The organism is Mycobacterium sp. E136 (assembly GCF_001666865.1).
In the GTDB taxonomy this organism is placed as follows: domain Bacteria; phylum Actinomycetota; class Actinomycetes; order Mycobacteriales; family Mycobacteriaceae; genus Mycobacterium.
Map to the genome: position 1 here is coordinate 1 of NZ_LZJE01000067.1, position 21,448 is coordinate 21,448.

Here is a 21,448-nt window from a genome sequence, read left to right on the forward strand (position 1 = left end):
GGGCGCTTCGCAGCCGAAGATGCTGCGGGTCGCCGCGCGTCACGCCGACGAGTGGAACATGCCGAGCACGGCGCCGCAGGAATGGGCGGCCGCCAACAGCGGGCTCGACGATGCGTGCGCAGCGGAAAACCGTGACCCGGCGTCGATCCGGCGGGGCGTGCAGTTGTTCCTGCACCCGCAAGACCCGGATCAGGTCGACGCGCAACTCGACTCCGTCGCCGAATACTCGCGACTCGGTTGCCAACACGTCGTGCTGTCCTTCTACCAGCCACCCGACGACGAGTTGCTCGCCCGCTGCGCGGAACTGGTGTGATCACACGGCTTTCGAGCCGGGTGCGCCTTCCTGTTCGACGGCCTCCGTCTCCAGCGGCGCCGTGCTCGGCATGTTCCACTCGTCGGCGTGACGCGCGGCGACCCGCAGCATCTTCGGCTGCGAAGCGCCCACGACGATCGGCGGATGCGGACGCTGCAGCGGTTTGGGATCGCAGCGCGCCTGCTGCAGCGTGAAGAAACGACCCGTGAAGTCGACGGCCTCCTCTGTCCAGAGCCTGCGGATGACCGTGAGCGCCTCGTCCACCATCGCGACCCGCCGCCCCGGCGACGGGAAGTCGATACCGTATCCGCGGTGTTCGTCTTCGTGCCAGCCGGCGCCGATGCCGAAGTCCAGCCGTCCACCGGAGATGTGGTCGACGGTGACGGCCATCTTCGCCAGCACCGCCGGATTGCGGTAGGTGACACCGGTGACCAGGCAGCCGATCCGCGCGCGCCGCACCACCACCGCCATCGCGGCGAGACTGGTCCACCCCTCGTGGGTCGGTGTCGTGGGATCGACCAGACCGTAGAAGTGGTCGTAGTTCCACACCGCCGGGAAGCCGAGGTCGTCGGCCGTCCGCCAGAACCGTTCCAAGACCGGATAGTCGAAAGTGGGTGCCAGCTTGACGGATAACTGCATTCGATCTGCTTACGCGGTCGGCGATTTCAATGCAACCACGCCACGCTGTGCGCCCCGGCGATCCGGCTGCCGAACCCTCGCCGCGCCCTAGACCTGGCGGCGCTCACGTTCGTTGGCCACGGCGACCTTGACGACATCGAACGCCATCGTCTGGCTGTAACCACGCCGGGCGAGCATCCCGACCAGGCGACGCGCCAATTTGGCGTCCTCACCGTCGATCAGCTTCTCGCGGCGCAGCCGGTCGGCCACCAACTGCTCGGCGCGTGCGCGTTCGGCGCCCGGTTCGTCGTCGGCCAGTGCGGCCTCGATCAGCTCGCCGTCGACGCCCTTGGTCCGCAACTCCGCGATCAACGCCCGCCGACCCTTGCCTGCGTTGGCACGCCGGGAGCGGACCCACTGTTCGGCGAAGTCGGCGTCGTCGACGAGGCCGACCTGCTCGAGCCGATCGAGCACCCTGGCGCTGACGTCGTCGCGGTAGCCGCGTTTGGCCAGCTGTGCGGTCAGTTCGGCCCGGGTCCGGGCTCTCACGGTGAGCAGGCGCAGACACACGTCACGCGCCTGCTCCTCGCGAGGGGCCTCAGAAGTCGACCGGGGCGGGCAGTACGCCATCGCTCAAGTCATCGGTGATCACGGCGCCAATGCCGAGCTTCTCCTTGATCTTCTTCTCGATCTCGTTGGCCACGTCGACGTTCTCGAGCAGGAAGTTGCGGGCGTTCTCCTTGCCCTGGCCCAGCTGCTCACCCTCGTAGGTGAACCACGAGCCGGACTTGCGGATGAAGCCCTGCTCGACGCCCATGTCGATGAGCGAGCCTTCCCTGCTGATGCCCTTGCCGTAGAGGATGTCGAACTCGGCCTGCTTGAACGGCGGGGAGACCTTGTTCTTGACGACCTTGACCCGGGTGCGGTTACCGACCGCGTCGGTGCCGTCCTTGAGGGTCTCGATCCGCCTGACGTCCATCCGCACCGAGGCATAGAACTTCAAAGCCTTACCGCCCGTGGTGGTTTCGGGACTTCCGAACATCACCCCGATCTTCTCGCGGAGCTGGTTGATGAAGATCGCGGTGGTGCCCGAGTTGCTCAGCGCTCCGGTCATCTTCCGCAGCGCCTGGCTCATCAGCCGGGCTTGGAGACCGACGTGGCTGTCGCCCATCTCGCCCTCGATCTCGGCGCGGGGCACCAGCGCCGCCACCGAGTCGATGACCAGGATGTCCAGCGCGCCCGAACGGATCAGCATGTCGGCGATCTCCAGCGCCTGCTCACCGGTGTCGGGCTGGCTGACCAGCAGCGCGTCGGTGTCCACCCCGAGCTTCTTGGCGTACTCCGGATCCAGCGCGTGCTCGGCGTCGATGAATGCCGCGATACCGCCGGCGGCCTGCGCGTTGGCGACCGCGTGCAGCGCGACGGTGGTCTTACCCGACGACTCCGGGCCGTAGATCTCGATGACCCTGCCCCGCGGCAGGCCGCCGATGCCGAGGGCCACGTCCAGCGCGATCGAACCGGTCGGGATGACCGAGATGGGCTGGCGGACCTCTTCGCCGAGCCGCATCACCGACCCCTTGCCGAAGTTCTTGTCGATCTGCGCGAGTGCCAGCTCGAGGGCCTTCTCGCGGTCGGGTGCCTGCGCCATGGGGTTCTCCGTCCTTCGGATGTCTAGCTGTTCGGTGATCGGTTTCGATCTGTTGGCCGTGACGCTAGAGGCAGCCACCGACAAGTTCCGGGACAAGTCGGCCTGACCAGCAGCATCTAGCCGTCGAACACGACCCACAGTAGACGAACACCTGTTCGACTCAAGGGAGACACGCCGTGCGGTGGGCAGCGTGTCGAATAGTCCGCTCCCTGCGGGGGGTCGCGGGGCCTATCGTGAAAGTCATCCCGGCCGAAACGGGGTCCGCGTGCACGAGATGGCGATAACGCAGAGTGTGGTCGATGCGGTGTGCGAGCACGCCGCGGGACGCCGGGTGCACTGCGTCAAGCTGGAGGTCGGCGCGCTGTGCGCCGTCGTACCGGACTCTATGCGGTTCTGCTTCGAACTCGCCACCGCGGGCACCGTCGCCGACGGCGCGCGCCTGGACCTCGATGTGCAACCCGGCGCGGCGCGCTGTCACACCTGCGGCCAAAGCTTCGAACTACCCGATCTGATTCTGTTGTGTCCCTGCGGCAGTGCCGATGTCGAGGTGACCGCCGGTCGGGATCTGAGGATTCTCTCGATGGAGGTGAGTTGAGCATGTGCGCGACCTGCGGCTGCGGCGACGACGGTGCGACCATCACCACGCCGGGACACACCCACCTCCACCCTCACGAGCATGACCATCTCCACGAAGGCGAACACGTCCACACCGAGACCATCACGCTCGAGCAGAAGGTGCTCGCCAAGAACGACGAGCTCGCCGAACGGAACCGCGCATGGCTGGCCGCCCGCAACATCCTGACGCTCAACCTCACCAGCTCGCCGGGCGCCGGTAAGACCACCCTTCTGGAACGCGCCATCCGCGATCTGCACCCGGATCGCCCGGTCGCGGTCATCGAAGGCGATCAGGAGACGCTGCTGGACGCCGAACGCATCAGGGCCGCGGGAGCGCGGGCCGTACAGGTCAACACCGGCGCGGGCTGCCATCTCGACGCCACCATGGTGCAACGGGCACTGGAGGCCCTCGACCCCGAGCCGGGGTCGCTTCTGTTCATCGAGAACGTCGGCAACCTCGTCTGCCCCGCTCTGTTCGATCTAGGTGAGCGCAGCAAAGTCGTCGTGATCTCGGTGACGGAGGGCGACGACAAGCCGCTGAAGTATCCACACATGTTCGCGGCCGCCGGACTGGTGATCGTCAACAAGATCGACCTATTGCCGTACGTCAGCTTCGATCTTGAAAAATGTTGCGATTACGTGCGATCACTGAATCGCGACGCGCAGATACTGGCGATGTCGGCCGCCACCGGTGATGGTAGCTCGCGGTGGTACGAGTGGATCGACGATTGCGCAAACTCGGCTTCTGTCCTGGCACCCGTTGACAAGACACGACCCCGGGAGTAAACCCAGACTCAGCGCCGGAATTCGGCGCCGCGGCACAACGTGAGGTTGGGAGCCCCAGCCCGGCTCCCGGTCGTGAGGGCCCCAGCCCGGCCCCCAGGAAGCTGTGACCTATGCCAACGGAGGCAGCAGTCAAAGCGGAAGAGGCCTTGATCCACGTCCTGTGGATCAACGCCGGATTGAGTTGTGACGGAGATTCGGTGGCGTTGACTGCCGCCACCCAGCCCAGCATCGAGGAGATCGCCCTCGGCGCTCTTCCCGGGCTGCCCAGAATCGCCGTCCATTGGCCCCTGATCGATTTCGAGTGCGGGCCGAACGGTGGCGCCGACGATTTTCTCGAATGGTTCTTCAAGGCCGACCGGGGTGAACTGGAACCATTCGTTCTGGTGGTCGAGGGGTCCATCCCGAACGAGAAGATCAAGGCCGAAGGCTACTGGTGCGGATTCGGCAACGATCCGGCCACCGGCCAACCGATGACCACCAGCGAGTGGCTGGATCGGCTGGCGCCCAAGGCCACTGCCGTCGTCGCGGTCGGAACGTGCGCCACCTACGGCGGCATCCACGCGATGGCGGGCAATCCCACCGGCGCCATGGGTGTCCCGGACTACCTCGGCTGGGACTGGAAGACCAAGGCCGGCATTCCGATCGTCTGCGTACCGGGATGTCCGATCCAACCCGACAACCTCGCCGAGACGCTGACCTACCTGCTGTACATGGCCACGGATCAGGCTCCGATGATCCCCCTCGACGATGCGCTACGGCCCCAGTGGCTGTTCGGCGCAACCGTGCACGAGGGTTGTGACCGAGCCGGGTACTACGAACAGGGCGATTTCGCGACCGAGTACGGATCGCCGAAATGCATTGTCAAACTGGGTTGCTGGGGTCCGGTCGTCAAGTGCAACGTACCCAAGCGCGGCTGGATCAACGGAATCGGCGGCTGCCCGAACGTGGGTGGCATATGCATCGGCTGCACCATGCCCGGATTCCCCGACAAATTCATGCCGTTCATGGACGAACCCCCCGGTGGCAAGGTGTCCACCGCGGCGTCGGGCCTGTACGGGTCGGTGATCCGCAGCCTGCGCCATATCACCGGCCGCACCGTCGACAAAGAGCCGAAGTGGCGCCATCGCGGCACGCAACTCACGACCGGAGCGACCCGCACCTGGTAGGTGTGGCTCGTCGGAGGGCGCGCAGGCGTGCTTTCGGTCTCCGAAATGTCCTGTGACGCTCCTCATCTGAAGAAAGAGAAGAGTTCGATGACAACCATCATCCCCGAGCCGTCACACGTGAAGCGCGACCCCGGCCAACTGGTGGAGATGGCGTGGGATCCCATCACCCGGATCGTCGGTAGCCTCGGCATCTACACCAAGATCGACTTCGACAATCGCGAGGTCGTCGAGTGCCACAGCACCTCGTCGATCTTCCGCGGTTACTCGATCTTCATGAAGGGCAAGGATCCTCGCGACGCGCACTTCATCACGAGCCGCATCTGCGGCATCTGCGGTGACAACCATGCGACGTGCTCGTGCTACTGCCAGAACATGGCCTACGGTGTCAAGCCGCCACATCTCGGCGAGTGGCTGATCAACCTCGGTGAAGCCGCCGAGTACATGTTCGACCACAACATCTTCCAGGAGAACCTGGTCGGCGTCGACTACTGCGAGAAGATGGTCTCCGAGACCAATCCCAGTGTGCTGGCCAAGGCGGAGAACACCCAGGCCCCGCATGCGGACATGCACGGCTACCGCACGATCGCCGAGATCATGCGTGCGCTCAATCCTTTCACCGGCGAGTTCTACCGCGAGGCCCTGCAGGTCAGTCGGTGGACGCGAGAGATGTTCTGCCTCATGGAGGGTCGACACGTCCATCCGTCGACGCTGTATCCCGGCGGTATCGGTACCACCGCGACGGTCCAGTTGATGACCGACTACATGACGCGGCTGATGCGCTACGTCGAGTTCATGAAGAAGGTCGTGCCCATGCACGACGACCTCTTCGACTTCTTCTACGAAGCGCTTCCCGGCTACGACCAGGTCGGCTTGCGCCGCACGCTGCTGGGCTGCTGGGGCTCGTTCCAGGACCCCGAGGTGTGCAACTTCGAGTACAAGGACATGGAGCGTTGGGGCGACGCGATGTTCGTCACGCCCGGTGTGGTGATCGACGGGAAGCTGCACACCCACTCGCTGGTCGACATCAACCTCGGCATCCGAATCCTGTTGGGCCACTCGTACTACGACGACTGGACCGACCAGGAGATGTTCGTCAAGACCGATCCCCTCGGCAATCCGATCGACCGGCGCCATCCCTGGAACCAGCACACCAATCCCCGGCCGCAGAAACGCGACTTCGACGGCAACTACAGCTGGGTGATGGCGCCGCGCTGGTTCGACGGCACGGATCACCTGGCACTCGACACCGGCGGCGGCCCGTTGGCGCGGCTGTGGTCCACCGCGCTCGCCGGGCTGGTCGACATCGGCTATGTCAAGGCGACCGGCCAGAGCGTGCAGATCAACCTGCCCAAGACGGCCCTGAAGGGTCCGGTCGAACTCGAGTGGAAGATCCCGCAACACGGCAGCAACACGCTCGAACGCAACCGCGCCAGGACGTACTTCCAGGCCTACGCGGCCGCCTGCGCCCTGCACTTCGCGGAGAAGGCGTTGACCGAGATCCGGGCCGGCCGGACCAAGACCTGGGAGAAGTTCGAGGTGCCCGACGAAGGCATCGGCTGCGGGTTCACCGAGGCGGTCCGCGGAGTCCTCAGCCACCACATGGTGATTCGCGACGGCAAGATCGCGAACTATCACCCGTATCCGCCGACGCCGTGGAACGCCAACCCCCGCGACAGCTACGGCACACCCGGGCCATACGAGGACGCGGTCCAGGGCCAGCCCATCTTCGAGGAGAACGACAGGGAGCATTTCAAGGGCATCGACATCATGCGCACGGTGCGCAGTTTCGACCCGTGTCTGCCGTGCGGCGTGCACATGTACCTGGGCAAGGGAAAGTCACTCGACCTGCTTCACTCCCCCACCCAGTCCGTCACCGGGGAATAGGGAATGGCCCCGCCGATCCGAGACGACGCGCAGTGGCGTACGGCGGGCGACCGAATACAGGCCCTGCTCGACGCGTCCGCCGCGGGCGGCCCCGCCGCGCACGAACGGGCGGTTCAACTCGTCGGCGAGGTGACCGATCTCTACGGCGCCGGACTCGAACGGATCCTGCGGATCGCGGTGAGCGCCGATGCCACGCTGGCCGAACGGCTGGCCGACGACGACCTCGTCGCCAGCCTGCTGCTCGTACACGGGCTGCACCCGCACGGCATCCACCGGCGCATCGAGGATGCCCTGGACAGGGTCCGCCCGTATCTCGGTTCACACGGCGGTGACGTCGCGCTTCTCGAAACAGTCGACGGCCCAGACGGATTCACCGTTCACCTGCAGTTCTCCGGCAGCTGCAAGAGCTGCCCCTCGTCGGCGGTCACGCTGGAGTTGACCGTCGAAGACGCCATCCGGGCGGCGGCTCCGGAAGTCAGCGCGATCGAGGTGGTCGCTCCGCAGTCAAGCCCGACGGTGATTCCACCGGCGACGCTCTTTCGCCGCGTCCAGCAACGGGCGCCCGGGCAGGCCTCGTGGCACCCCGTACCGGAATTCACCGACCTGATGCCCGGTGAGGTCGGCGGCTTCTCCGTGGCGGGAACCACCGTGCTGGCGTGCCGCAGCGGCGACGAGGTGTTCGCCTATCGCGACCGGTGCGGTGTCTGCCGCGAGTCGCTGGCCGGTGCCGCGTTGCACCGTCGCATGGGTTCTCCGACCGGCGACGCGGTGTTGCGCTGCCCGCGCTGCCACGCCCATTTCGACGTCGTGCACGCCGGGACCTGTGTCGACGAGGGCGCCGATCCGCTCGCCCACCTCGAGCCGATCCCGCTGCTGGCGCGCGACGGCGTGCTGTCGATCGCGATGGCCGCGCAACCCACCGAAGCAGGTGTGGCATGAGCAGCGCCTACGACGTGCTCGCGATGATCCGGGCCAACCGCGGCGTCCCCGCGCGCGCGGGTGAACGCTGTGAGATGTGCGCCGAGCCGATCGCCGACGAACACCAACACGTCGTCAACGTCGAGGCGCGAGCGCTGATGTGTGTGTGCCGCGGCTGTTATCTGCTGTTCACCGACACCAAGGCCGAACTCCGCTATCGCGCGGTCCCCGACCGCTGGTTATCGTTCCCGGATTTCGCCCTGGCGCGCCGGGATTGGCAGCTTCTGCAGATCCCGGTCGGGCTGGCGTTCTTCTTTCGCAACTCGACGCTGGATCGCGTCGTCGCCTTCTATCCCGGACCTGCGGGCGCGACCGAGTCCGAACTGGACCTCTCCGCATGGGAGGGGGTCCGTTCGGCGGACCCGAGGGTGGACCTGCTCGCCGACGACACCGAGGCCCTGCTCGTGCGGGTTCCCGATGACGACGGTCGAGACCCGGAATGCTTCCTGCTGCCCATCGACGCCTGCTACGAGTTCGTCGGCAGGCTCCGCCAGCTGTGGCACGGCTTCGACGGCGGTCAGCGGGTGCGCGGCTACCTCGACGAGTTCTTCGAGCACGTCCGTGACCGGGCGAAGGTGGTGGCGCCGTGCCAGAGCTGACCTTCGCCGTGCTCGACATCCGCGCCGAACCGTACGCGGTGGCACCGGTTCTCACCGCCCGGATCGGCATCGCCGCCGACGGCGACGACCCCGTGCACGCGATCGCACTGCGGTGCCAGGTCCGCATCGAACCCTTGCGTCGCCGATACTCCGATGACGAGGCGCTCGGACTGCTCGATCTGTTCGGGCCCCGCGAGCGATGGGACACCACACAACACAATTTCCTCTGGCAGCATGCCAGCACCATGGTGTCCGGCTTCACCGGAACGACGCAGGTGGACCTGCCGCTCGAGTGCACCTACGACTTCGAGGTGACCGCGGCCAAATACTTCCATGCGCTGGCTGACGGTGACATCCCGCTGCAATTTCTGTTCAGTGGAACGGTTTTCACCCGCAGTGAAAGAAATCTGCGCGTGCAGCAGGTGCCATGGGATCGCGAGGACCACTACGACCTACCGGTGTCCACGTGGCATGACCTGATGCGCCTGCACTACCCCAACACCGGCTGGCTGCGCCTGGGGCACGACACCATCGACATGCTGTCTGAGTTCAAATCAGCCCGCGGCCTTCTGAACTACGACGACGCGATCGTTTCGCTATTGGCCACTCACACCGCAGAGGAGATTCGATGACCGCGGACTGGGATCACGCACGAGCTGTCGCCGATGCGGTGCTCTACGAGGGATATTTGCTGTACCCCTACCGCGCCAGCTCGAGCAAGAACCAGTCCCGTTGGCAGTTCGGCGTTCTCGGACCGCGCGGCGCCGCGCAGGCCACCATCGGCGAGGACGCCTCGCTGTCCACCCAGGTGCTGCTCGACCCGCACGGCATCCCGATGGTCACCGGAGTGATTCGCTTCCTGCAACTGCAACGCCGCAGCGTCGAACGCGACGCCGGCGGCGGCCGGTTCGAACCGGTCGGCGAACTGCGTTCGGGTGCCGATGCGTGGGTCAGTTGGGACGAGGCGGTCGAGTGCGAGATTCCGATCGACCCGTTCCCGGTCATGAGCCTGCCTGCCACACTGGACATTTCGGCTCCGTCGGCGAGAGAGATCGAACCCGTCGCGGGTGGCAGGCTGGTGCGGACCCGACGCGAGCTGAGCGGTCGGCTCGACATGTCCGCCGAGCAGGACGGCGACCTGCTGCGTCTCACGTTCGATGTGTGCAACACGGCTGCACCGGCCGACGACCAGGACGAGGCGATCGCCGTGTCGCTGATCGGGACCCATCTGTTGCTGGAGGTGGCCGACGGCGAGTTCGTCTCCCTGCTCGAACCGCCGGACTGGGCCGCCGGCGCCGTGGCGCGGTGCCGTCAGCACCGCTGCTTTCCGGTGTTGGCCGGCCCGGCGCCGCATCGCGACCTCGTGCTCGCGTCGCCGATCATCCTCTACGACCACCCCGAGATCGCCGAGCAGAGCAAGGGTGCGCTCTACGACTCGACCGAGATCGACGAGATCCTGACGCTGCGGGTCATGACCATGACCGACGAGGAGAAGGCTCAAGCCAGAGCCACCGATCGACGCGCCGCAGCGATCATCGAGCGCTGCGACTCGATGTCGCCCGAGGCGATGCTCGATCTGCACGGCGTGCTGCGCAATCCGCACGCGCCGTGCCGCGAACCGGGCCTGATTCCCGACATCCCCGCCGGCGTCGAATGGTGGGACCCGACGGCGGACACCGCTGTGCGGCCGGACTCGGATGCCGTGCTGGTCAACGACACTCGCGTCGCGCGCGGCAGCCGTGTGCGGTTGCACCCCTCCCGCCGGGCCGACGCGCAGGACGTCTTCTATGCCGACAAGATCGCGCGCGTCACCTCGGTACATGAGGACGTCGACGGCGAACACCATATCGGCGTCGTCATCGAAGACGATCCCGGCGCCGAACTGCACGACTGGTACGGCCGGTACCTGTACTTCGCACCCGACGAGGTCGAACCTCTGGTTGAAGGGAGTCCGCAATGGAAGTGATCGGCTGGATCGCAGTAGGAATCGTGGCGGTGGTGGCCGTGGCGGCGGCGGCTGTGGGCATCCGCTCCGTGCCGGATGCCCGGCGCTACATGAGAATGCGCCGGATGTGACGGCGAACGAGGTGTCCTGATCTCCCGAATCCTGGTAGCCGGTCTCGGCAACATCTTCCTCGGGGACGACGGCTTCGGCCCCGCGGTGATGCGCCGCGTGCCGCCCGACCTCGCCGGATCACACGTTGCGGTCGCCGATTACGGGATCGGCGGCATGCACCTGGCCTACGATCTGCTCGACGGTTGCGACGCCCTGGTCCTCGTCGACGCCATCCCGAACCGCGGAGCGCCCGGCACGCTTCACGTGTTCGAGGCCGACCTCACCGACGCCTGTGGCGCAACGGGTCTGGACGCGCACGCGATGGATCCCGCGGCGGTGTTCGCCAGCCTCAACGCGCTCGGCGGCACCCCTCCCTTCACCGTGGTGATCGGTTGCGAGGTTGACCGCGTCGAGGAGGGTATCGGGCTGTCGGATGCCGTCGCGTCGGCCGTCCCGCAAGCGGTGCGGGTCATCGGCGAGGTGGTCGCCGGACTGTCAACCCGCGTCACGGTGGCGGAGGGCTGACCGATGTGCCTGGGAATTCCGGGGCGGGTCGTGACGATGCTGGAGGGCTACGGCGACCAGTTGGCCCTCGTCGACGTCGCGGGTGAGCACCGCAAGGTCAACGTCGGCATGCTGCCCGAGGAGACGTTCGCACCGGGCGACTGGGTCATCATCCACATGGGCTTCGTCGTGGAGAAGACCGACAAGGCCGGGGCCGACGCGGCACTCGCCGGTCTGCAGTTGATGGGCAGCGGCGAAGCCCTTCCGGGCTCGGAGGATTCGCCGTGACCTCGCGTTGCCGGCTGCGCGTGCGGGTCCGCGGGGTGGTCCAGGGAGTCGGCTTCCGGCCCTTCGTGTACACGACGGCGGCCGCGTTGGGGCTGAGCGGAAGCGTCCGCAACGACAGCGCGGGCGCGCTGATCGACGTCGAGGGAGACACCGTCGACGTCGAGACGTTCCTGATCCGGCTGCGCGACCGCCCACCGCCGCTGGCGGTGATCGAAGACCTTGACACCGAAGCGCTTCCGGTGGCGGGCGGTACCGGCTTCGTCATCGCCGATACCTCCCGGGCCGACGGTGGCCGCACGCTGACCTCGCCCGACGTCGCCATGTGCGCCGACTGCGCCGCCGAACAACGCGATCCACGCAACCGACGCTTCCGACACGCGTTCATCAACTGCACCAACTGCGGCCCGCGCTTCACCATCATCGCTTCGCTGCCCTACGACCGGCATGCCACGACCATGGCGGACTTCGACATGTGCGAGGCCTGCGCGCGCGAATACCACGATGCCGCCGACCGGCGGTTCCACGCCCAACCCGTCTGCTGCCCCGACTGCGGTCCGACCTTGACCTACCGCGACCACGGGGGCGCCACCACGACCGGCGAATCCGCGCTGGGGCGCGCACGCCGATTGCTCGCCGACGGAGGCATCCTCGCGGTCAAGGGCATCGGCGGCTACCACCTGGCCTGCGACGCCGCCGACGAACGTGCGGTCGCCGAGTTGCGCGGCAGGAAGCGCCGCGGCGACAAACCGTTCGCGGTGATGACACCCGACCTCGCGACGGCTCGCAACCTGGTCGAGGTCGACGCGCCGTCGGCCCGGTTGCTGACCGGACCTCAACGCCCCATCGTGTTGATGCCGCGGCGTGACGGCGCCCCGGTCGCCGAGGCCGTCGCACCCCACAACCCCGACCTGGGCATCCTGCTGGCTTACACCCCGCTGCACGCGCTGTTGTTCGGGCTGCCCGGCGACGCCCCCGGACCGACCGCGTTGGTGATGACCTCGGCCAACCTCGCCGGCGAGCCGATCTGCTTCACTGATGACGCCGCGCTGGAACGGCTTTCACACATCGTCGACGGCTGGCTCATGCACGACCGTGAAATCCTGGTGTCCTGCGACGACTCCGTCATGCGGATGATCACCCTCGACGGCGGAGCCGAGCCGGCGGAGTTGCCGGTCCGGCGCTCGCGCGGCTATGCGCCGCTGCCCGTGGCGTTGCCGGTGCCGGTAGCGCCCTCGCTGGCGGTCGGCGCCGACCTGAAGAACACCATGGCGGTCGCGGATGGCCGGTACGCGTGGCTGAGCCAGCACATCGGCGACATGGACGATCTGGCGACGCTGTCGGCGTTCGACTCCGCGCAACGTCATCTGCGGGAGCTGACGTCCGTCGCGCCGCAGGTGTTGGTAGCCGACGCGCATCCGCTGTACCGGTCGACCGAGTGGGCCCGGCGCAACGCGGCGGACCGGCCGGTCAGGCTGGTCCAACACCACCACGCCCACATCGCCGCGGTGATGGCCGAACACGGTCTGGACGGATCCACGCAGGTGCTCGGATTCGCCTTCGACGGAACGGGTTACGGGCCCGACGGCGCGGTCTGGGGCGGTGAGGTGCTGCTGGCCAATTACAAGGGCTACCAGCGGCTCGCACATCTGAAGTACGTCCCCCTCCCCGGCGGCGACGTCAGCGTTCTGCGCCCTTATCGAATGGCCCTGGCGCACCTGTGGTCGGCTGACATCGCGTGGGATCCCGATCTGCCTCCGGTCTCGGCCTGTCCGCCCGAGGAGCGTCAAACGCTCGCCCGACAACTTGAGACCGGCCTCGGCTGCGCGCCGACCTCCAGCATGGGCCGGTTGTTCGACGCCGTGTCCTCGCTGGCCGGGGTGCGCCACGTCGTGGACTATGAAGCCCAGGCCGCCATCGAGCTGGAGGGCGTCTCACGCGGTACCGAATGCGGCGCAACCGCTTACGCATTCGCCGTCGACGCATCCGGCCCGACGGCGGTGATCGATCCCGCGCCTGTACTGCACGCCATCGTCGCCGATCTCCGAGCGGGGGTGTCCTCGTCGGTCATCGGCGCCCGGTTCCACCGCGCGGTCGCCGAACTCGTCGTCGAACTCGCATCCACACACGCCGATTCGTCGCGGCCCGTGGCCCTGTCCGGCGGTGTTTTCCAGAACGCGCTGTTGCTCGAATCGACCCTGAGGGGGCTGCACGACAGGGGCATCGACGCGATGACCCATCGCACGGTGCCACCCAACGACGGCGGTATCGCCCTGGGCCAGTTGCTGGTGGGGAACGCATCATGAACGGCGCGGACGGCCGCACGGTGTTCGGCCGCTATGCCTACCCGCCGAACGAGCTCGGCTACTGCGGTCCGGCCGACGGCGGCGGATCCTCCGGTCTGGCCTCGCACGCACGCGAGTTCGACGGGGCCTGGCCGTACCTGAGCGCCATCGCCGAAGCCCTCGGGGCATCCGACGCACTCGATGACGAAGTCGTCCACAGTTACTGGATCGGTGGTCCGGCGCTGTCCAAGGTGGACCCCGGTCATCTGCTGGCACGGTTGCGCGCGGCGTTCACCGGTCAGGTCACCGGAATGCTCGACGCGGTGCCCACCACCTCCGACGTCCTGGCGCACCACAGCTTTCACGTCTTCGTCGTCTACCCCTGGGTCAAGTTCCTGGGGCGCGACGCCGACACCGCGGTGGGCGTCATGCAGGCCTGCCGCATCCGCTGGGGCAGTGTCACGTCAGTCGCCGACGACCAGGCGGAGATCGCGTCGCGTCCACTGCAGTACCGGCACGGTCGGCTGGCGTTGGGCGAGCCGCGCGCCGAGCGGATCGCATGGAAGCGCGGCGAACTCTCCCTGGCGCCCGCTCCGCCGCACGGAGCGGTGGTCTCGGCCCACTGGGACTGGATCTGTGGGACGTTGACCGACGAGGAGGCCGCCGACCTCGAATCGGCCACGCTGACCACACTCGACCTCGTGAACAGCGTTCTCGGACAGGGGGGATCACGATGACGACCGCGCAACGCCCGTATGTCGGCGAGGAACTGTCGGCCGACCTCGCCGCCGCCGCGCTGGATCTGGCCCGTCGGTTCAACGACGGCGCGACCCTGTGGGTGATCTCGCCGCAGTGGGAACCACACGCCCACCACATCGCCGTCGAATTCGTGCATCCGGTGGTCATGGGCAAGCGGGCCCTCCCGTCCGTCGCCCTCGTGGAACCGGACCCCGTCGCGCAGGCGCGGGTGGCCAGCCGACCCGGCGACCTGCTGATCGCGGTGGCATCGGCGAACGAACCGTCGGTCCTCGACGCGATGCGGCGCGCCGACGCGTGGGGCGTCCTGACGTTGTGGATCGGGTCCGGACCGCGTCCGCCGGCGGGAGCGGCGAACCACATCCTCTGGATCGACACCGAGGATCCGATGGTGCCGGCCACCGGAGCATTCGTGCTGCTGTATCACCTGCTCTGGGAGTTGACACACGTCTGCTTCGAGCATCCGGGATTGCTCAAATCCGCCGAGCCCGCGACCGTCTGCGTGACGTGCAGCGACGAGGGGCGACTCGGTGAGGTGCTGGCGTCCCCGGTTGATGCGATGAGCTCGGCGCTGGTCCGCACCGCCGACGGCGAGGAGTGGGTCGACGTCACGCTGATCGGTGACGTCGCGGTCGACGACCTCGTTCTGCTGCACGCCGGCGCGGCCATCTCGCGCATCGAGCCCGAGGAGGTGAGCCGATGACCGACTCCGATGCCACCGGTTTCCTGTATCCGTTCATCGAGTCCGAGGAGACGGACGCCACGAGCCTGCTCGATGATCTCGCGGCATCGGCCCGCGGTAAGGCGGCTGAAAGTGCTCGACTGCAACGGGAATCACTCGACGAGTACGGCGACGCGTTGACCGCGGCCGGAACGCAGATGGCCGAGCGGTTCCGCCGCGGCGGGCGGCTGTACACGTTCGGCAACGGCGGAAGCTCCACCGACGCCGCGACGTTGGCCTCGCTGTTCAGCCGACCGGCGCGCGGAAGGCCGGTCGCCGCATGGTCTTTGGCCGCCGACAACGCGGTGGTGACCGCGCTCGGCAACGACGTCGGGTTCGAACTGATCTTCAAACGCCAGATCATCGCCCACGCCCGCGACCGCGACGTCGCGATCGCGCTGTCCACGTCTGGCAACTCCGACGACCTGATGACCGCGATCACCGAGGCCAAGCGTCGCGGCCTGCTGACCGTGGGCTTCTCCGGCCACGACGGCGGACGGATGGCGGCCGCCGACGACCTCGACTTCTGTTTCACCGTCCACTCGCAGAGCATCCACCGCATCCAGGAGAGCCACGCGATGCTCGGCTACCGACTCTGGTCGGTGGTCCAGGAAGAGCTGCACGCCAATTCGGCCCGCGCACTGAACGGAGCACATTCCCCATGACACGAGCTGCGAGCGCGTCCGAACGCGAAGACCGGGTGCTGGAACGGATCGACAAGTTCCGTCAGCGACGACCGCGGCTGCTCGACGATGTCGTGACGCTCGCGCACGGGGCGGGCGGCAAGTCGTCGGCAGCGCTCGTCGACGCGGTGTTCCTCGAGGCCTTCCGCAACGATGAACTCGAACAACTCGGTGACGCGGCCGCGGTGCTGACGCCGTCGGGCGAACGGCTGGCCTTCTCCACCGACTCCTACGTGGTGTCGCCGCGGCGCTTCCCCGGCGGCTCCATCGGACACGTCGCGGTGCACGGCACGATCAACGACCTGGCCGTCTCCGGTGCCCGCCCACAGTGGCTTTCGGCGGCGTTCGTGATCGAGGAGGGCTTCCCGATCGCCGAACTGCGCGAGATCGTCGCGGACATGGGCGAAGCCGCGTTGAATGCGGGCGTGCAGATCGTCACCGGCGACACGAAGGTCGTCGGCAGGGGCGCCGCCGACGGCGTCTACATCTGCACCGCGGGCATGGGATTGATTCCCGAAGGCCGGCGGCTGTCCCGCGACAGCGTGCAGCCCGGCGACAAGGTCGTGCTGTCCGGCACGATCGGCGAACACGGGATGGCCGTCATGCTGGCGCGCGGCGATCTGGCCATCGACGCCGACATCGCCTCGGACACCGCGCCGGTGCACGAACTGGTCGAGCAACTGCTGACCGCGGCGCCGTCGACGAGGTGGATGCGCGACGCGACCCGTGGCGGGGTGGGCACAGTGGCCAACGAACTCGTCAAGGACGCACCGTTCGCGATGATCTTGGACGAGGACACGCTGCCCGTCCTGCCGCAGGTGCTCGGGGCGTGCGACATGCTCGGCATCGACCCGCTCTACGTGGCGAACGAAGGCAAGTTCGTCGCCGTCGTGCCCGCCGACGAGGCCGATGCGGCGGTGTCCGCGTTGCGCGGCCACCCGCAGGGCGCACAGGCCGCGGTGGTCGGCGAGATCGTCCCCGAGCCTCACGGAATCGTCGCGCTAAGAACGTCTTTCGGCGGTAGCAGGATTGTCGACATGCTCGTCGGCGATCCCCTGCCGCGGATCTGTTGAGAGGAGACCGACATGTGCCTCGGCATTCCCGGTCAGGTGGTCGACATCGTCGACACCGAAGAGTCGCTGGCCAAGGTGGACGTCAACGGCGTCCGCAGAACCATCAGCGTGCGCCTGCTGGCCGACGACAACCTGCAGGTCGGCGACTGGGTACTGGTCCACGTCGGGTTCGCGATGGCCAAGATCGACGAGCACGAGGCCACGCTCACCCTCGACCAGGTGCAGAAGATGGGCGCCGACTACGCCGCCGAGATCGAAGCGTTCAACTCGTCCGAAATCGCCTGAGGGGCAAGCCATGAAATTCGTCGACGAATTCCGCGACCCGGCCGCCGCACGCGCGCTGGTCAGATCCATCACCGACCTCGCCGGCGACGACGAGTTCAAGTTCATGGAGGTGTGCGGCGGCCACACCCACACCATCTACCGCCACGGTATCGAGCATCTGCTGCCCGAGACGGTCGAGCTGGTGCACGGGCCCGGATGCCCGGTGTGCGTCATCCCGATGGGACGCGTCGACGACGCGATGTGGCTGGCCGAGCAGCCCGATGTCATCTTCACGACGTTCGGCGACATGATGCGGGTGCCGGGATCGCGGGGCAACCTCATAGAAGCGAAGGCCCGCGGCGCCGATGTGCGGTTCGTGTACTCGCCGCTGGACGCGCTCAAGATCGCGCTCGACAATCCGGACAAACGGGTCGTGTTTTTCGCGGTGGGCTTCGAGACCACCGCGCCGTCCACCGCCGTGACGCTGGTACGGGCGAAAGCGTTGGGCGTGGGCAACTTCAGCGTGTTCTGCAACCACGTCACCATCGTTCCGCCGATCAAGGCGATCCTGGAGTCTCCCGACCTGCGCCTGTCCGGATTCCTCGGGCCCGGACACGTCTCGACGGTGGTGGGGCTGCGCCCGTACCGGTTCGTCCCGGATGTGTACGGAAAACCCATTGTGGTGGCGGGATTCGAGCCGCTCGACATCCTCGCGTCGGTGCACATGCTGCTGCAACAGATCCGCGACGGCCGCTGCGAGGTCGAGAACCAGTACACGCGGGTGGTACGCCCAGAGGGAAACACCCAGGCGCTCAAGCTGATGGCCCAGACGTTCGAGCTGCGACCGCATTTCGAGTGGCGGGGGCTGGGGTTCATCTCGCAGAGCGCGCTGCGCCTGCACCCCGACTACGCCGACTTCGACGCCGAACGCACCTTCGCCATGCCGGGTGTGCGGGTGGCCGATCCGAAGGCGTGCCAGTGCGGCGAGGTGCTCAAGGGTGTCATCAAACCGTGGGAGTGCAAGGTCTTCGGGACAGCGTGCACACCGGAGACACCGATCGGGACGTGCATGGTGTCCCCCGAGGGCGCCTGCGCGGCGTATTACAACTTCGGCCGGCTGCACCGGGAAACGGCGTTGGTCCTGGGTCAGCGCGCCTGAGGCCGTCGATGCGTCGCCGCCGATCCGCGGCGACAAGTGAGGAGTGATTGCCATGACAGAGCCGGAGGAACGAGGAAAGCGCGGAACCGGATCCGATCAACCCTCGGGCGGCCCCGCGGACCGCCCGTCGGACACCTATCGCGGCGACGAATCCGTTCCCGCCCACGACGACGGCGGAAAGCCGGACTTTCAGACGGGATTCACCAACGAACCGCCTAAGGATGTGAAACCCGAGGTCCCCCCGTACGAGGGCCGGCAGACCTCGGCCAAACCGGAAGGCTCGGGCGAAGACGGCGCCACGCGCCCGTCGCACACCGCGGGCACCGGTCGCACCGAGGACAACCGCTAGCGGCTCACCACTGATCACGCGGGACGTCGAAGTCCGAGCACAGCGCGCGCCAGACGTCCCGCGGTTCCACGCCGTCCTCAATGGCTTGTGCGGCCGTGCGCCCGTCGCACCCGCTCAGCACGTGGTCCACGAGCAGCGACGCGCCGCGCACCGAGCCGAACTGTTCCTCGACAAGCTGATGAAATTCCGTCAACCGCACGGGGCCCAAACTACGCCGGGCTCCGCAGTGCTTCATGGCACACCCGTACCGGATCCTCGACGTCGGCGACCGTCGCCCCGGCCCGCCGCGCCGCATCCCGGTACCGTGGTGTGTCCAACACCTCACGCACCGCGCTGGTCAGCGCCTCCGCGGTGAGCGGACGCACCAGCTGTGCACTGCCCTGCCGCACAACACGATTCGCGATCTCCCACTGGTCGCCGCCGCCGGGGACCACGACCATCGGAACGCCCGCCAGCAGCGTCTTGGCCACCATGCCGTGACCGCCACCGCAGATCACCAGGTCGGCGTGCGACAGCAGCTCGTCCTGCCGTCCCAGCCCGACCACCGCCCACGGCGGCACCGCGACCTGCGTGCCGCCGAGGCGCGACACGACGACCCGCGACTGTGGCGGCAGCACCTTTCCCGGTGTCAGGGTCGCCAGGGCGATCTTCGCCAGGCCGCCCTCCCCCGTCGTCGCGGTGGACGGCGCGACCACCACGACCGGTCCGCCGCCTGCGGGTATGTCCAGCGTCGCCGTCGTCGGCTCGAAGTGCAGTGGGCCGACCACCACGGCCTCGGCAGGCCAGTCCGGCCTCGGCACCTCCAGCGCCGGCAGCGTGGCGATCAACCGCCGGCGTGGGCCGGGATCGGCTGCGGGCAGCCCGATTTGCACCCGCGCGGCCGCGCGTTGCCGGATGCCCTGCCGCCACGACCGCGCGGAGAGGGCGCGCAGGACCGCGTCGCGCAGTCGACCGCGGACACCGACTCCCGGCGCGAGACCGCTGCCGATCGGCGGAAGCCCCTTCGACGGCCGGTACAGCGGATGTGGGTTGAGTTCGACCCACGGCAGCCCGAGCAGTTCGGCACAGAAGCCGCCCGCGGTGGTGATGGCGTCGGAGACCACCAGGTCCGGCGCGAGCCGGCGCATCTGCGGCGCGTTGAGCACGGCCATCCGAGCGCCACGCTGGTGGACCTTCGCCCCGGCATCCGCGTCGTCGTCGGCGTCCTCCGGGTCGAGGCCGAGTAGTTCGGCGGCGGGGACGCCGGCGTCGCGGGCGGTGTCGAGCCACTCCGTTCCGGTCAGCAGCGTGGGCGAATCGCCGTTGACCAGGAAACGAAGGCACAGCGCGATCGCTGGAAAGGCATGCCCCGGATCAGGTCCGGCGACGACCGCGACGCGCATTGGGCCTACCCTGCCACAGCGGCGCGGCACTAGGCTGGCCGCATGACCGACCAGGCTTCCGAACTGAAAACCGACGTCGACAACATCCGGGCGGTGGAGACGTTCCTGTACGCGCTGCAGGACGAGGACTTCGACACCGCCGACGGATTACTCGCCGACAACGTGGAATGGCAGAACGTCGGCTACCCCACGATCCGCGGCCGCAAGCGCATCATGAGCATCTTCCGGCGGGGTCAGGGCCGGGCGCGCTTCGAGGTGAAGATCCACCGCGTCGCCGCCGACGGCAACTCCGTGCTCACCGAACGCACCGATGCGCTGATCTTCGGGCCGGTACGCCTGCAGTTCTGGGTGTGCGGGACGTTCGAGGTGCACGCCGGCCGAATCACGTTGTGGCGCGACTACTTCGACACCCTCGACTTCGTCAAGGCGACGGTGCGCGGGCTGGTCGCGACGGTGGTTCCGTCGCTGCGGCCGACCATGTAGGAGGGTTATGCCCCGCGGACGTGGCCCAGTTCGTTGAACGCCTGGGCCCAGCCGACGAGGCGGTCGGTGGCGTTCGACAGCTCGTCGCGGTAACGCTGCTGCCACATCGGGGACGTGGACGTCGGGCCGGTGTTCGCGGCCGACACCAATTGCGCTGCGGCATTGACCATTTCGCCGTACTGATGCGCGCCGTGGTCGAGCTGTGCGGTGAACGCCCGGATGGTGGGGGTCAGGTGGGCGCGTGACTGCGGCGTCGCACGGATCGCCCGCTCCATCGACACCACTTCGTTCGCGGTGGCGGCCATGGTCGCCGCCGTCTGGTTCGCCGCGGCGGTCAGCTCGCGGAGTTCGTCGGCGGGCAGCATCCGACCGCGCTCCATCACCCCCAGCAGCGAGAACAACCCGCGTTCGGAGGACGCCAGCGCCGCCATCGACTGACGTGCGGCAGAACCCCGCGGTGGGAGCCGGCGGGTGGCACGCGACCGCGGCGGGGGCAACGGCTCGCGTCGCAGCCAGCGATACCGCAGGAACGACAGCGTCGCCAGGAAGGCCGCGCCGACGGCGATCGGTGACGGGATGAGCAGTGCCCACGCCGGAACGTCCCACGCGGCCACCAGCCCGGTGACGCCGATCCAGAACATGGACGACATTGTGAAGAACACCGTGAGCCGCAGCGCCCACCGCCGCTTACGGAGAAGCTTCGCGCGCGGGTCGGCGGCGGCGTTCAGCTTGTCGGCCAGCACATCGGACCACTCGGCGGCCGTGTCGATCCCGTTCTGAAGGCCTCGCTGCATCAGCGAGCGCCACGGCTCGGGCCGACTCGTCTGCGCACTCACGGGTT

At 67.7% G+C, this 21,448-nt stretch carries 26 protein-coding genes and 1 pseudogene; 21 read left to right on the top strand and 6 right to left on the bottom strand.

Features of this window, described 5'->3' with window-relative positions; genetic code table 11:
- A pseudogene (locus A5698_RS05055) lies at nt 1-313 on the top strand (LLM class F420-dependent oxidoreductase); the annotation flags it as partial.
- Here the strand turns inward: A5698_RS05055 and A5698_RS05060 are convergent.
- The 3 genes from A5698_RS05060 to recA all read right to left on the bottom strand — a co-directional run bounded on the left by A5698_RS05060 (nt 314) and on the right by recA (nt 2,579).
- Nucleotides 314-952 carry an LLM class flavin-dependent oxidoreductase gene (locus tag A5698_RS05060; RefSeq protein WP_231967305.1) on the bottom strand — a complete coding sequence of 213 codons (639 nt, stop codon included), beginning with the start codon at nt 950-952 and terminating at the stop codon, nt 314-316.
- Between the two features lie 87 nt (nt 953-1,039).
- Nucleotides 1,040-1,561, bottom strand: coding sequence for a recombination regulator RecX (gene recX / locus A5698_RS05065; protein ID WP_068294026.1), 522 nt, complete (start codon nt 1,559-1,561; stop codon nt 1,040-1,042).
- Nucleotides 1,530-2,579 carry a recombinase RecA gene (gene recA / locus A5698_RS05070; protein ID WP_068294029.1) on the bottom strand — a complete coding sequence of 350 codons (1,050 nt, stop codon included), beginning with the start codon at nt 2,577-2,579 and terminating at the stop codon, nt 1,530-1,532. Before recA ends, recX begins: the two co-directional genes overlap by 32 nt.
- 265 nt (nt 2,580-2,844) lie before the next feature.
- Here recA and A5698_RS05075 point away from each other — a divergent pair, with 265 nt between their 5' ends.
- The 19 genes from A5698_RS05075 (at nt 2,845) to A5698_RS05160 (ending at nt 18,742) form a co-directional block, all read left to right on the top strand.
- A complete protein-coding gene (locus tag A5698_RS05075) occupies nt 2,845-3,174 on the top strand; it encodes a hydrogenase maturation nickel metallochaperone HypA/HybF (protein ID WP_064350943.1) in 330 nt (109 codons plus the stop codon).
- Nucleotides 3,175-3,176: 2 nt separating this feature from the next.
- Nucleotides 3,177-3,980, top strand: a complete 804-nt coding sequence (gene hypB, locus A5698_RS05080) for a hydrogenase nickel incorporation protein HypB (protein ID WP_068294032.1) — start codon at nt 3,177-3,179, stop codon at nt 3,978-3,980.
- A gap of 110 nt (nt 3,981-4,090) precedes the next feature.
- Nucleotides 4,091-5,146 (top strand): NADH-quinone oxidoreductase subunit B family protein, encoded by a 1,056-nt coding sequence (locus A5698_RS05085; RefSeq protein ID WP_064350945.1) that lies wholly within the window; start codon nt 4,091-4,093, stop codon nt 5,144-5,146.
- 87 nt (nt 5,147-5,233) lie between these two features.
- Nucleotides 5,234-7,030: a nickel-dependent hydrogenase large subunit gene (locus tag A5698_RS05090; protein ID WP_068294036.1), complete on the top strand. Its 1,797-nt coding sequence runs from the start codon at nt 5,234-5,236 to the stop codon at nt 7,028-7,030.
- A gap of 3 nt (nt 7,031-7,033) precedes the next feature.
- A complete protein-coding gene (locus A5698_RS05095; protein ID WP_068294039.1) occupies nt 7,034-7,969 on the top strand; it encodes a NifU-related iron-sulfur-binding protein in 936 nt (311 codons plus the stop codon).
- Nucleotides 7,966-8,607, top strand: coding sequence for a DUF5947 family protein (locus tag A5698_RS05100; RefSeq protein ID WP_067089998.1), 642 nt, complete (start codon nt 7,966-7,968; stop codon nt 8,605-8,607). Before A5698_RS05095 ends, A5698_RS05100 begins: the two co-directional genes overlap by 4 nt.
- A complete protein-coding gene (locus tag A5698_RS05105) occupies nt 8,595-9,239 on the top strand; it encodes a DUF6084 family protein (RefSeq protein ID WP_067090001.1) in 645 nt (214 codons plus the stop codon). Before A5698_RS05100 ends, A5698_RS05105 begins: the two co-directional genes overlap by 13 nt.
- Nucleotides 9,236-10,573 (top strand): hypothetical protein, encoded by a 1,338-nt coding sequence (locus tag A5698_RS05110; protein WP_067090004.1) that lies wholly within the window; start codon nt 9,236-9,238, stop codon nt 10,571-10,573. The genes A5698_RS05105 and A5698_RS05110 overlap by 4 nt, the downstream gene beginning before the upstream one ends.
- Nucleotides 10,564-10,683, top strand: coding sequence for a DUF6893 family small protein (locus tag A5698_RS29950; protein WP_502686770.1), 120 nt, complete (start codon nt 10,564-10,566; stop codon nt 10,681-10,683). Before A5698_RS05110 ends, A5698_RS29950 begins: the two co-directional genes overlap by 10 nt.
- 16 nt (nt 10,684-10,699) lie before the next feature.
- Complete coding sequence (locus A5698_RS05115) at nt 10,700-11,188, top strand: hydrogenase maturation protease (protein ID WP_082964012.1); 489 nt, start codon at nt 10,700-10,702, stop codon at nt 11,186-11,188.
- A gap of 3 nt (nt 11,189-11,191) precedes the next feature.
- The gene (locus tag A5698_RS05120) at nt 11,192-11,455 is read left to right on the top strand and encodes a HypC/HybG/HupF family hydrogenase formation chaperone (protein ID WP_067090009.1); all 264 of its coding nucleotides are present in this window, start codon (nt 11,192-11,194) and stop codon (nt 11,453-11,455) included.
- The gene (gene hypF, locus A5698_RS05125) at nt 11,452-13,758 is read left to right on the top strand and encodes a carbamoyltransferase HypF (protein WP_068294042.1); all 2,307 of its coding nucleotides are present in this window, start codon (nt 11,452-11,454) and stop codon (nt 13,756-13,758) included. The genes A5698_RS05120 and hypF overlap by 4 nt, the downstream gene beginning before the upstream one ends.
- Complete coding sequence (locus A5698_RS05130) at nt 13,755-14,474, top strand: DUF6390 family protein (RefSeq protein ID WP_067090015.1); 720 nt, start codon at nt 13,755-13,757, stop codon at nt 14,472-14,474. Before hypF ends, A5698_RS05130 begins: the two co-directional genes overlap by 4 nt.
- The gene (locus tag A5698_RS05135) at nt 14,471-15,196 is read left to right on the top strand and encodes a HypC/HybG/HupF family hydrogenase formation chaperone (RefSeq protein ID WP_067090023.1); all 726 of its coding nucleotides are present in this window, start codon (nt 14,471-14,473) and stop codon (nt 15,194-15,196) included. Before A5698_RS05130 ends, A5698_RS05135 begins: the two co-directional genes overlap by 4 nt.
- The gene (locus tag A5698_RS05140) at nt 15,193-15,879 is read left to right on the top strand and encodes a D-sedoheptulose-7-phosphate isomerase (protein WP_067090027.1); all 687 of its coding nucleotides are present in this window, start codon (nt 15,193-15,195) and stop codon (nt 15,877-15,879) included. The genes A5698_RS05135 and A5698_RS05140 overlap by 4 nt, the downstream gene beginning before the upstream one ends.
- On the top strand, nt 15,876-16,970 hold the full coding sequence (gene hypE / locus A5698_RS05145) for a hydrogenase expression/formation protein HypE (protein ID WP_067090029.1): 1,095 nt from the start codon (nt 15,876-15,878) through the stop codon (nt 16,968-16,970). Before A5698_RS05140 ends, hypE begins: the two co-directional genes overlap by 4 nt.
- Before the next feature lie 12 nt (nt 16,971-16,982).
- A complete protein-coding gene (locus A5698_RS05150) occupies nt 16,983-17,255 on the top strand; it encodes a HypC/HybG/HupF family hydrogenase formation chaperone (RefSeq protein WP_067090031.1) in 273 nt (90 codons plus the stop codon).
- A 10-nt stretch (nt 17,256-17,265) separates the two neighbouring features.
- Nucleotides 17,266-18,393, top strand: coding sequence for a hydrogenase formation protein HypD (hypD, locus tag A5698_RS05155; RefSeq protein WP_067090035.1), 1,128 nt, complete (start codon nt 17,266-17,268; stop codon nt 18,391-18,393).
- A gap of 52 nt (nt 18,394-18,445) precedes the next feature.
- Complete coding sequence (locus tag A5698_RS05160; RefSeq protein WP_067090221.1) at nt 18,446-18,742, top strand: hypothetical protein; 297 nt, start codon at nt 18,446-18,448, stop codon at nt 18,740-18,742.
- 4 nt (nt 18,743-18,746) lie between these two features.
- On the opposite strand, the gene A5698_RS05165 is transcribed toward A5698_RS05160, so the two are convergent.
- Entirely contained in the window at nt 18,747-18,941 is a 195-nt protein-coding gene (locus A5698_RS05165) for a DUF3046 domain-containing protein (RefSeq protein WP_067090038.1), read from the bottom strand.
- Between the two features lie 10 nt (nt 18,942-18,951).
- Nucleotides 18,952-20,124, bottom strand: coding sequence for a glycosyltransferase (locus A5698_RS05170; protein ID WP_067090040.1), 1,173 nt, complete (start codon nt 20,122-20,124; stop codon nt 18,952-18,954).
- Nucleotides 20,125-20,166: 42 nt separating this feature from the next.
- On the opposite strand from A5698_RS05170, the gene A5698_RS05175 reads away from it, so the two are divergent.
- On the top strand, nt 20,167-20,607 hold the full coding sequence (locus A5698_RS05175; RefSeq protein ID WP_067090043.1) for a limonene-1,2-epoxide hydrolase family protein: 441 nt from the start codon (nt 20,167-20,169) through the stop codon (nt 20,605-20,607).
- Between the two features lie 5 nt (nt 20,608-20,612).
- On the opposite strand, the gene pspM is transcribed toward A5698_RS05175, so the two are convergent.
- Nucleotides 20,613-21,443, bottom strand: a complete 831-nt coding sequence (gene pspM / locus A5698_RS05180) for a phage shock envelope stress response protein PspM (RefSeq protein ID WP_197500698.1) — start codon at nt 21,441-21,443, stop codon at nt 20,613-20,615.
- Nucleotides 21,444-21,448 lie beyond the last annotated feature (5 nt).

Bases quoted from the DNA above. Each gene is read 5' to 3' on its own strand.
- A5698_RS05060 (WP_231967305.1), bottom strand. From the start codon at position 952: ATGCAGTTATCCGTCAAGCTGGCACCCACTTTCGACTATCCGGTCTTG.
- recX (WP_068294026.1), bottom strand. From the start codon at position 1,561: ATGGCGTACTGCCCGCCCCGGTCGACTTCTGAGGCCCCTCGCGAGGAG.
- recA (WP_068294029.1), bottom strand. From the start codon at position 2,579: ATGGCGCAGGCACCCGACCGCGAGAAGGCCCTCGAGCTGGCACTCGCG.
- hypB (WP_068294032.1), top strand. From the start codon at position 3,177: ATGTGCGCGACCTGCGGCTGCGGCGACGACGGTGCGACCATCACCACG.
- A5698_RS05085 (WP_064350945.1), top strand. From the start codon at position 4,091: ATGCCAACGGAGGCAGCAGTCAAAGCGGAAGAGGCCTTGATCCACGTC.
- A5698_RS05090 (WP_068294036.1), top strand. From the start codon at position 5,234: ATGACAACCATCATCCCCGAGCCGTCACACGTGAAGCGCGACCCCGGC.
- A5698_RS05095 (WP_068294039.1), top strand. From the start codon at position 7,034: ATGGCCCCGCCGATCCGAGACGACGCGCAGTGGCGTACGGCGGGCGAC.
- A5698_RS05100 (WP_067089998.1), top strand. From the start codon at position 7,966: ATGAGCAGCGCCTACGACGTGCTCGCGATGATCCGGGCCAACCGCGGC.
- A5698_RS05110 (WP_067090004.1), top strand. From the start codon at position 9,236: ATGACCGCGGACTGGGATCACGCACGAGCTGTCGCCGATGCGGTGCTC.
- A5698_RS29950 (WP_502686770.1), top strand. From the start codon at position 10,564: ATGGAAGTGATCGGCTGGATCGCAGTAGGAATCGTGGCGGTGGTGGCC.
- A5698_RS05120 (WP_067090009.1), top strand. From the start codon at position 11,192: ATGTGCCTGGGAATTCCGGGGCGGGTCGTGACGATGCTGGAGGGCTAC.
- A5698_RS05130 (WP_067090015.1), top strand. From the start codon at position 13,755: ATGAACGGCGCGGACGGCCGCACGGTGTTCGGCCGCTATGCCTACCCG.
- A5698_RS05135 (WP_067090023.1), top strand. From the start codon at position 14,471: ATGACGACCGCGCAACGCCCGTATGTCGGCGAGGAACTGTCGGCCGAC.
- A5698_RS05140 (WP_067090027.1), top strand. From the start codon at position 15,193: ATGACCGACTCCGATGCCACCGGTTTCCTGTATCCGTTCATCGAGTCC.
- hypE (WP_067090029.1), top strand. From the start codon at position 15,876: ATGACACGAGCTGCGAGCGCGTCCGAACGCGAAGACCGGGTGCTGGAA.
- A5698_RS05150 (WP_067090031.1), top strand. From the start codon at position 16,983: ATGTGCCTCGGCATTCCCGGTCAGGTGGTCGACATCGTCGACACCGAA.
- hypD (WP_067090035.1), top strand. From the start codon at position 17,266: ATGAAATTCGTCGACGAATTCCGCGACCCGGCCGCCGCACGCGCGCTG.
- A5698_RS05160 (WP_067090221.1), top strand. From the start codon at position 18,446: ATGACAGAGCCGGAGGAACGAGGAAAGCGCGGAACCGGATCCGATCAA.
- A5698_RS05170 (WP_067090040.1), bottom strand. From the start codon at position 20,124: ATGCGCGTCGCGGTCGTCGCCGGACCTGATCCGGGGCATGCCTTTCCA.
- A5698_RS05175 (WP_067090043.1), top strand. From the start codon at position 20,167: ATGACCGACCAGGCTTCCGAACTGAAAACCGACGTCGACAACATCCGG.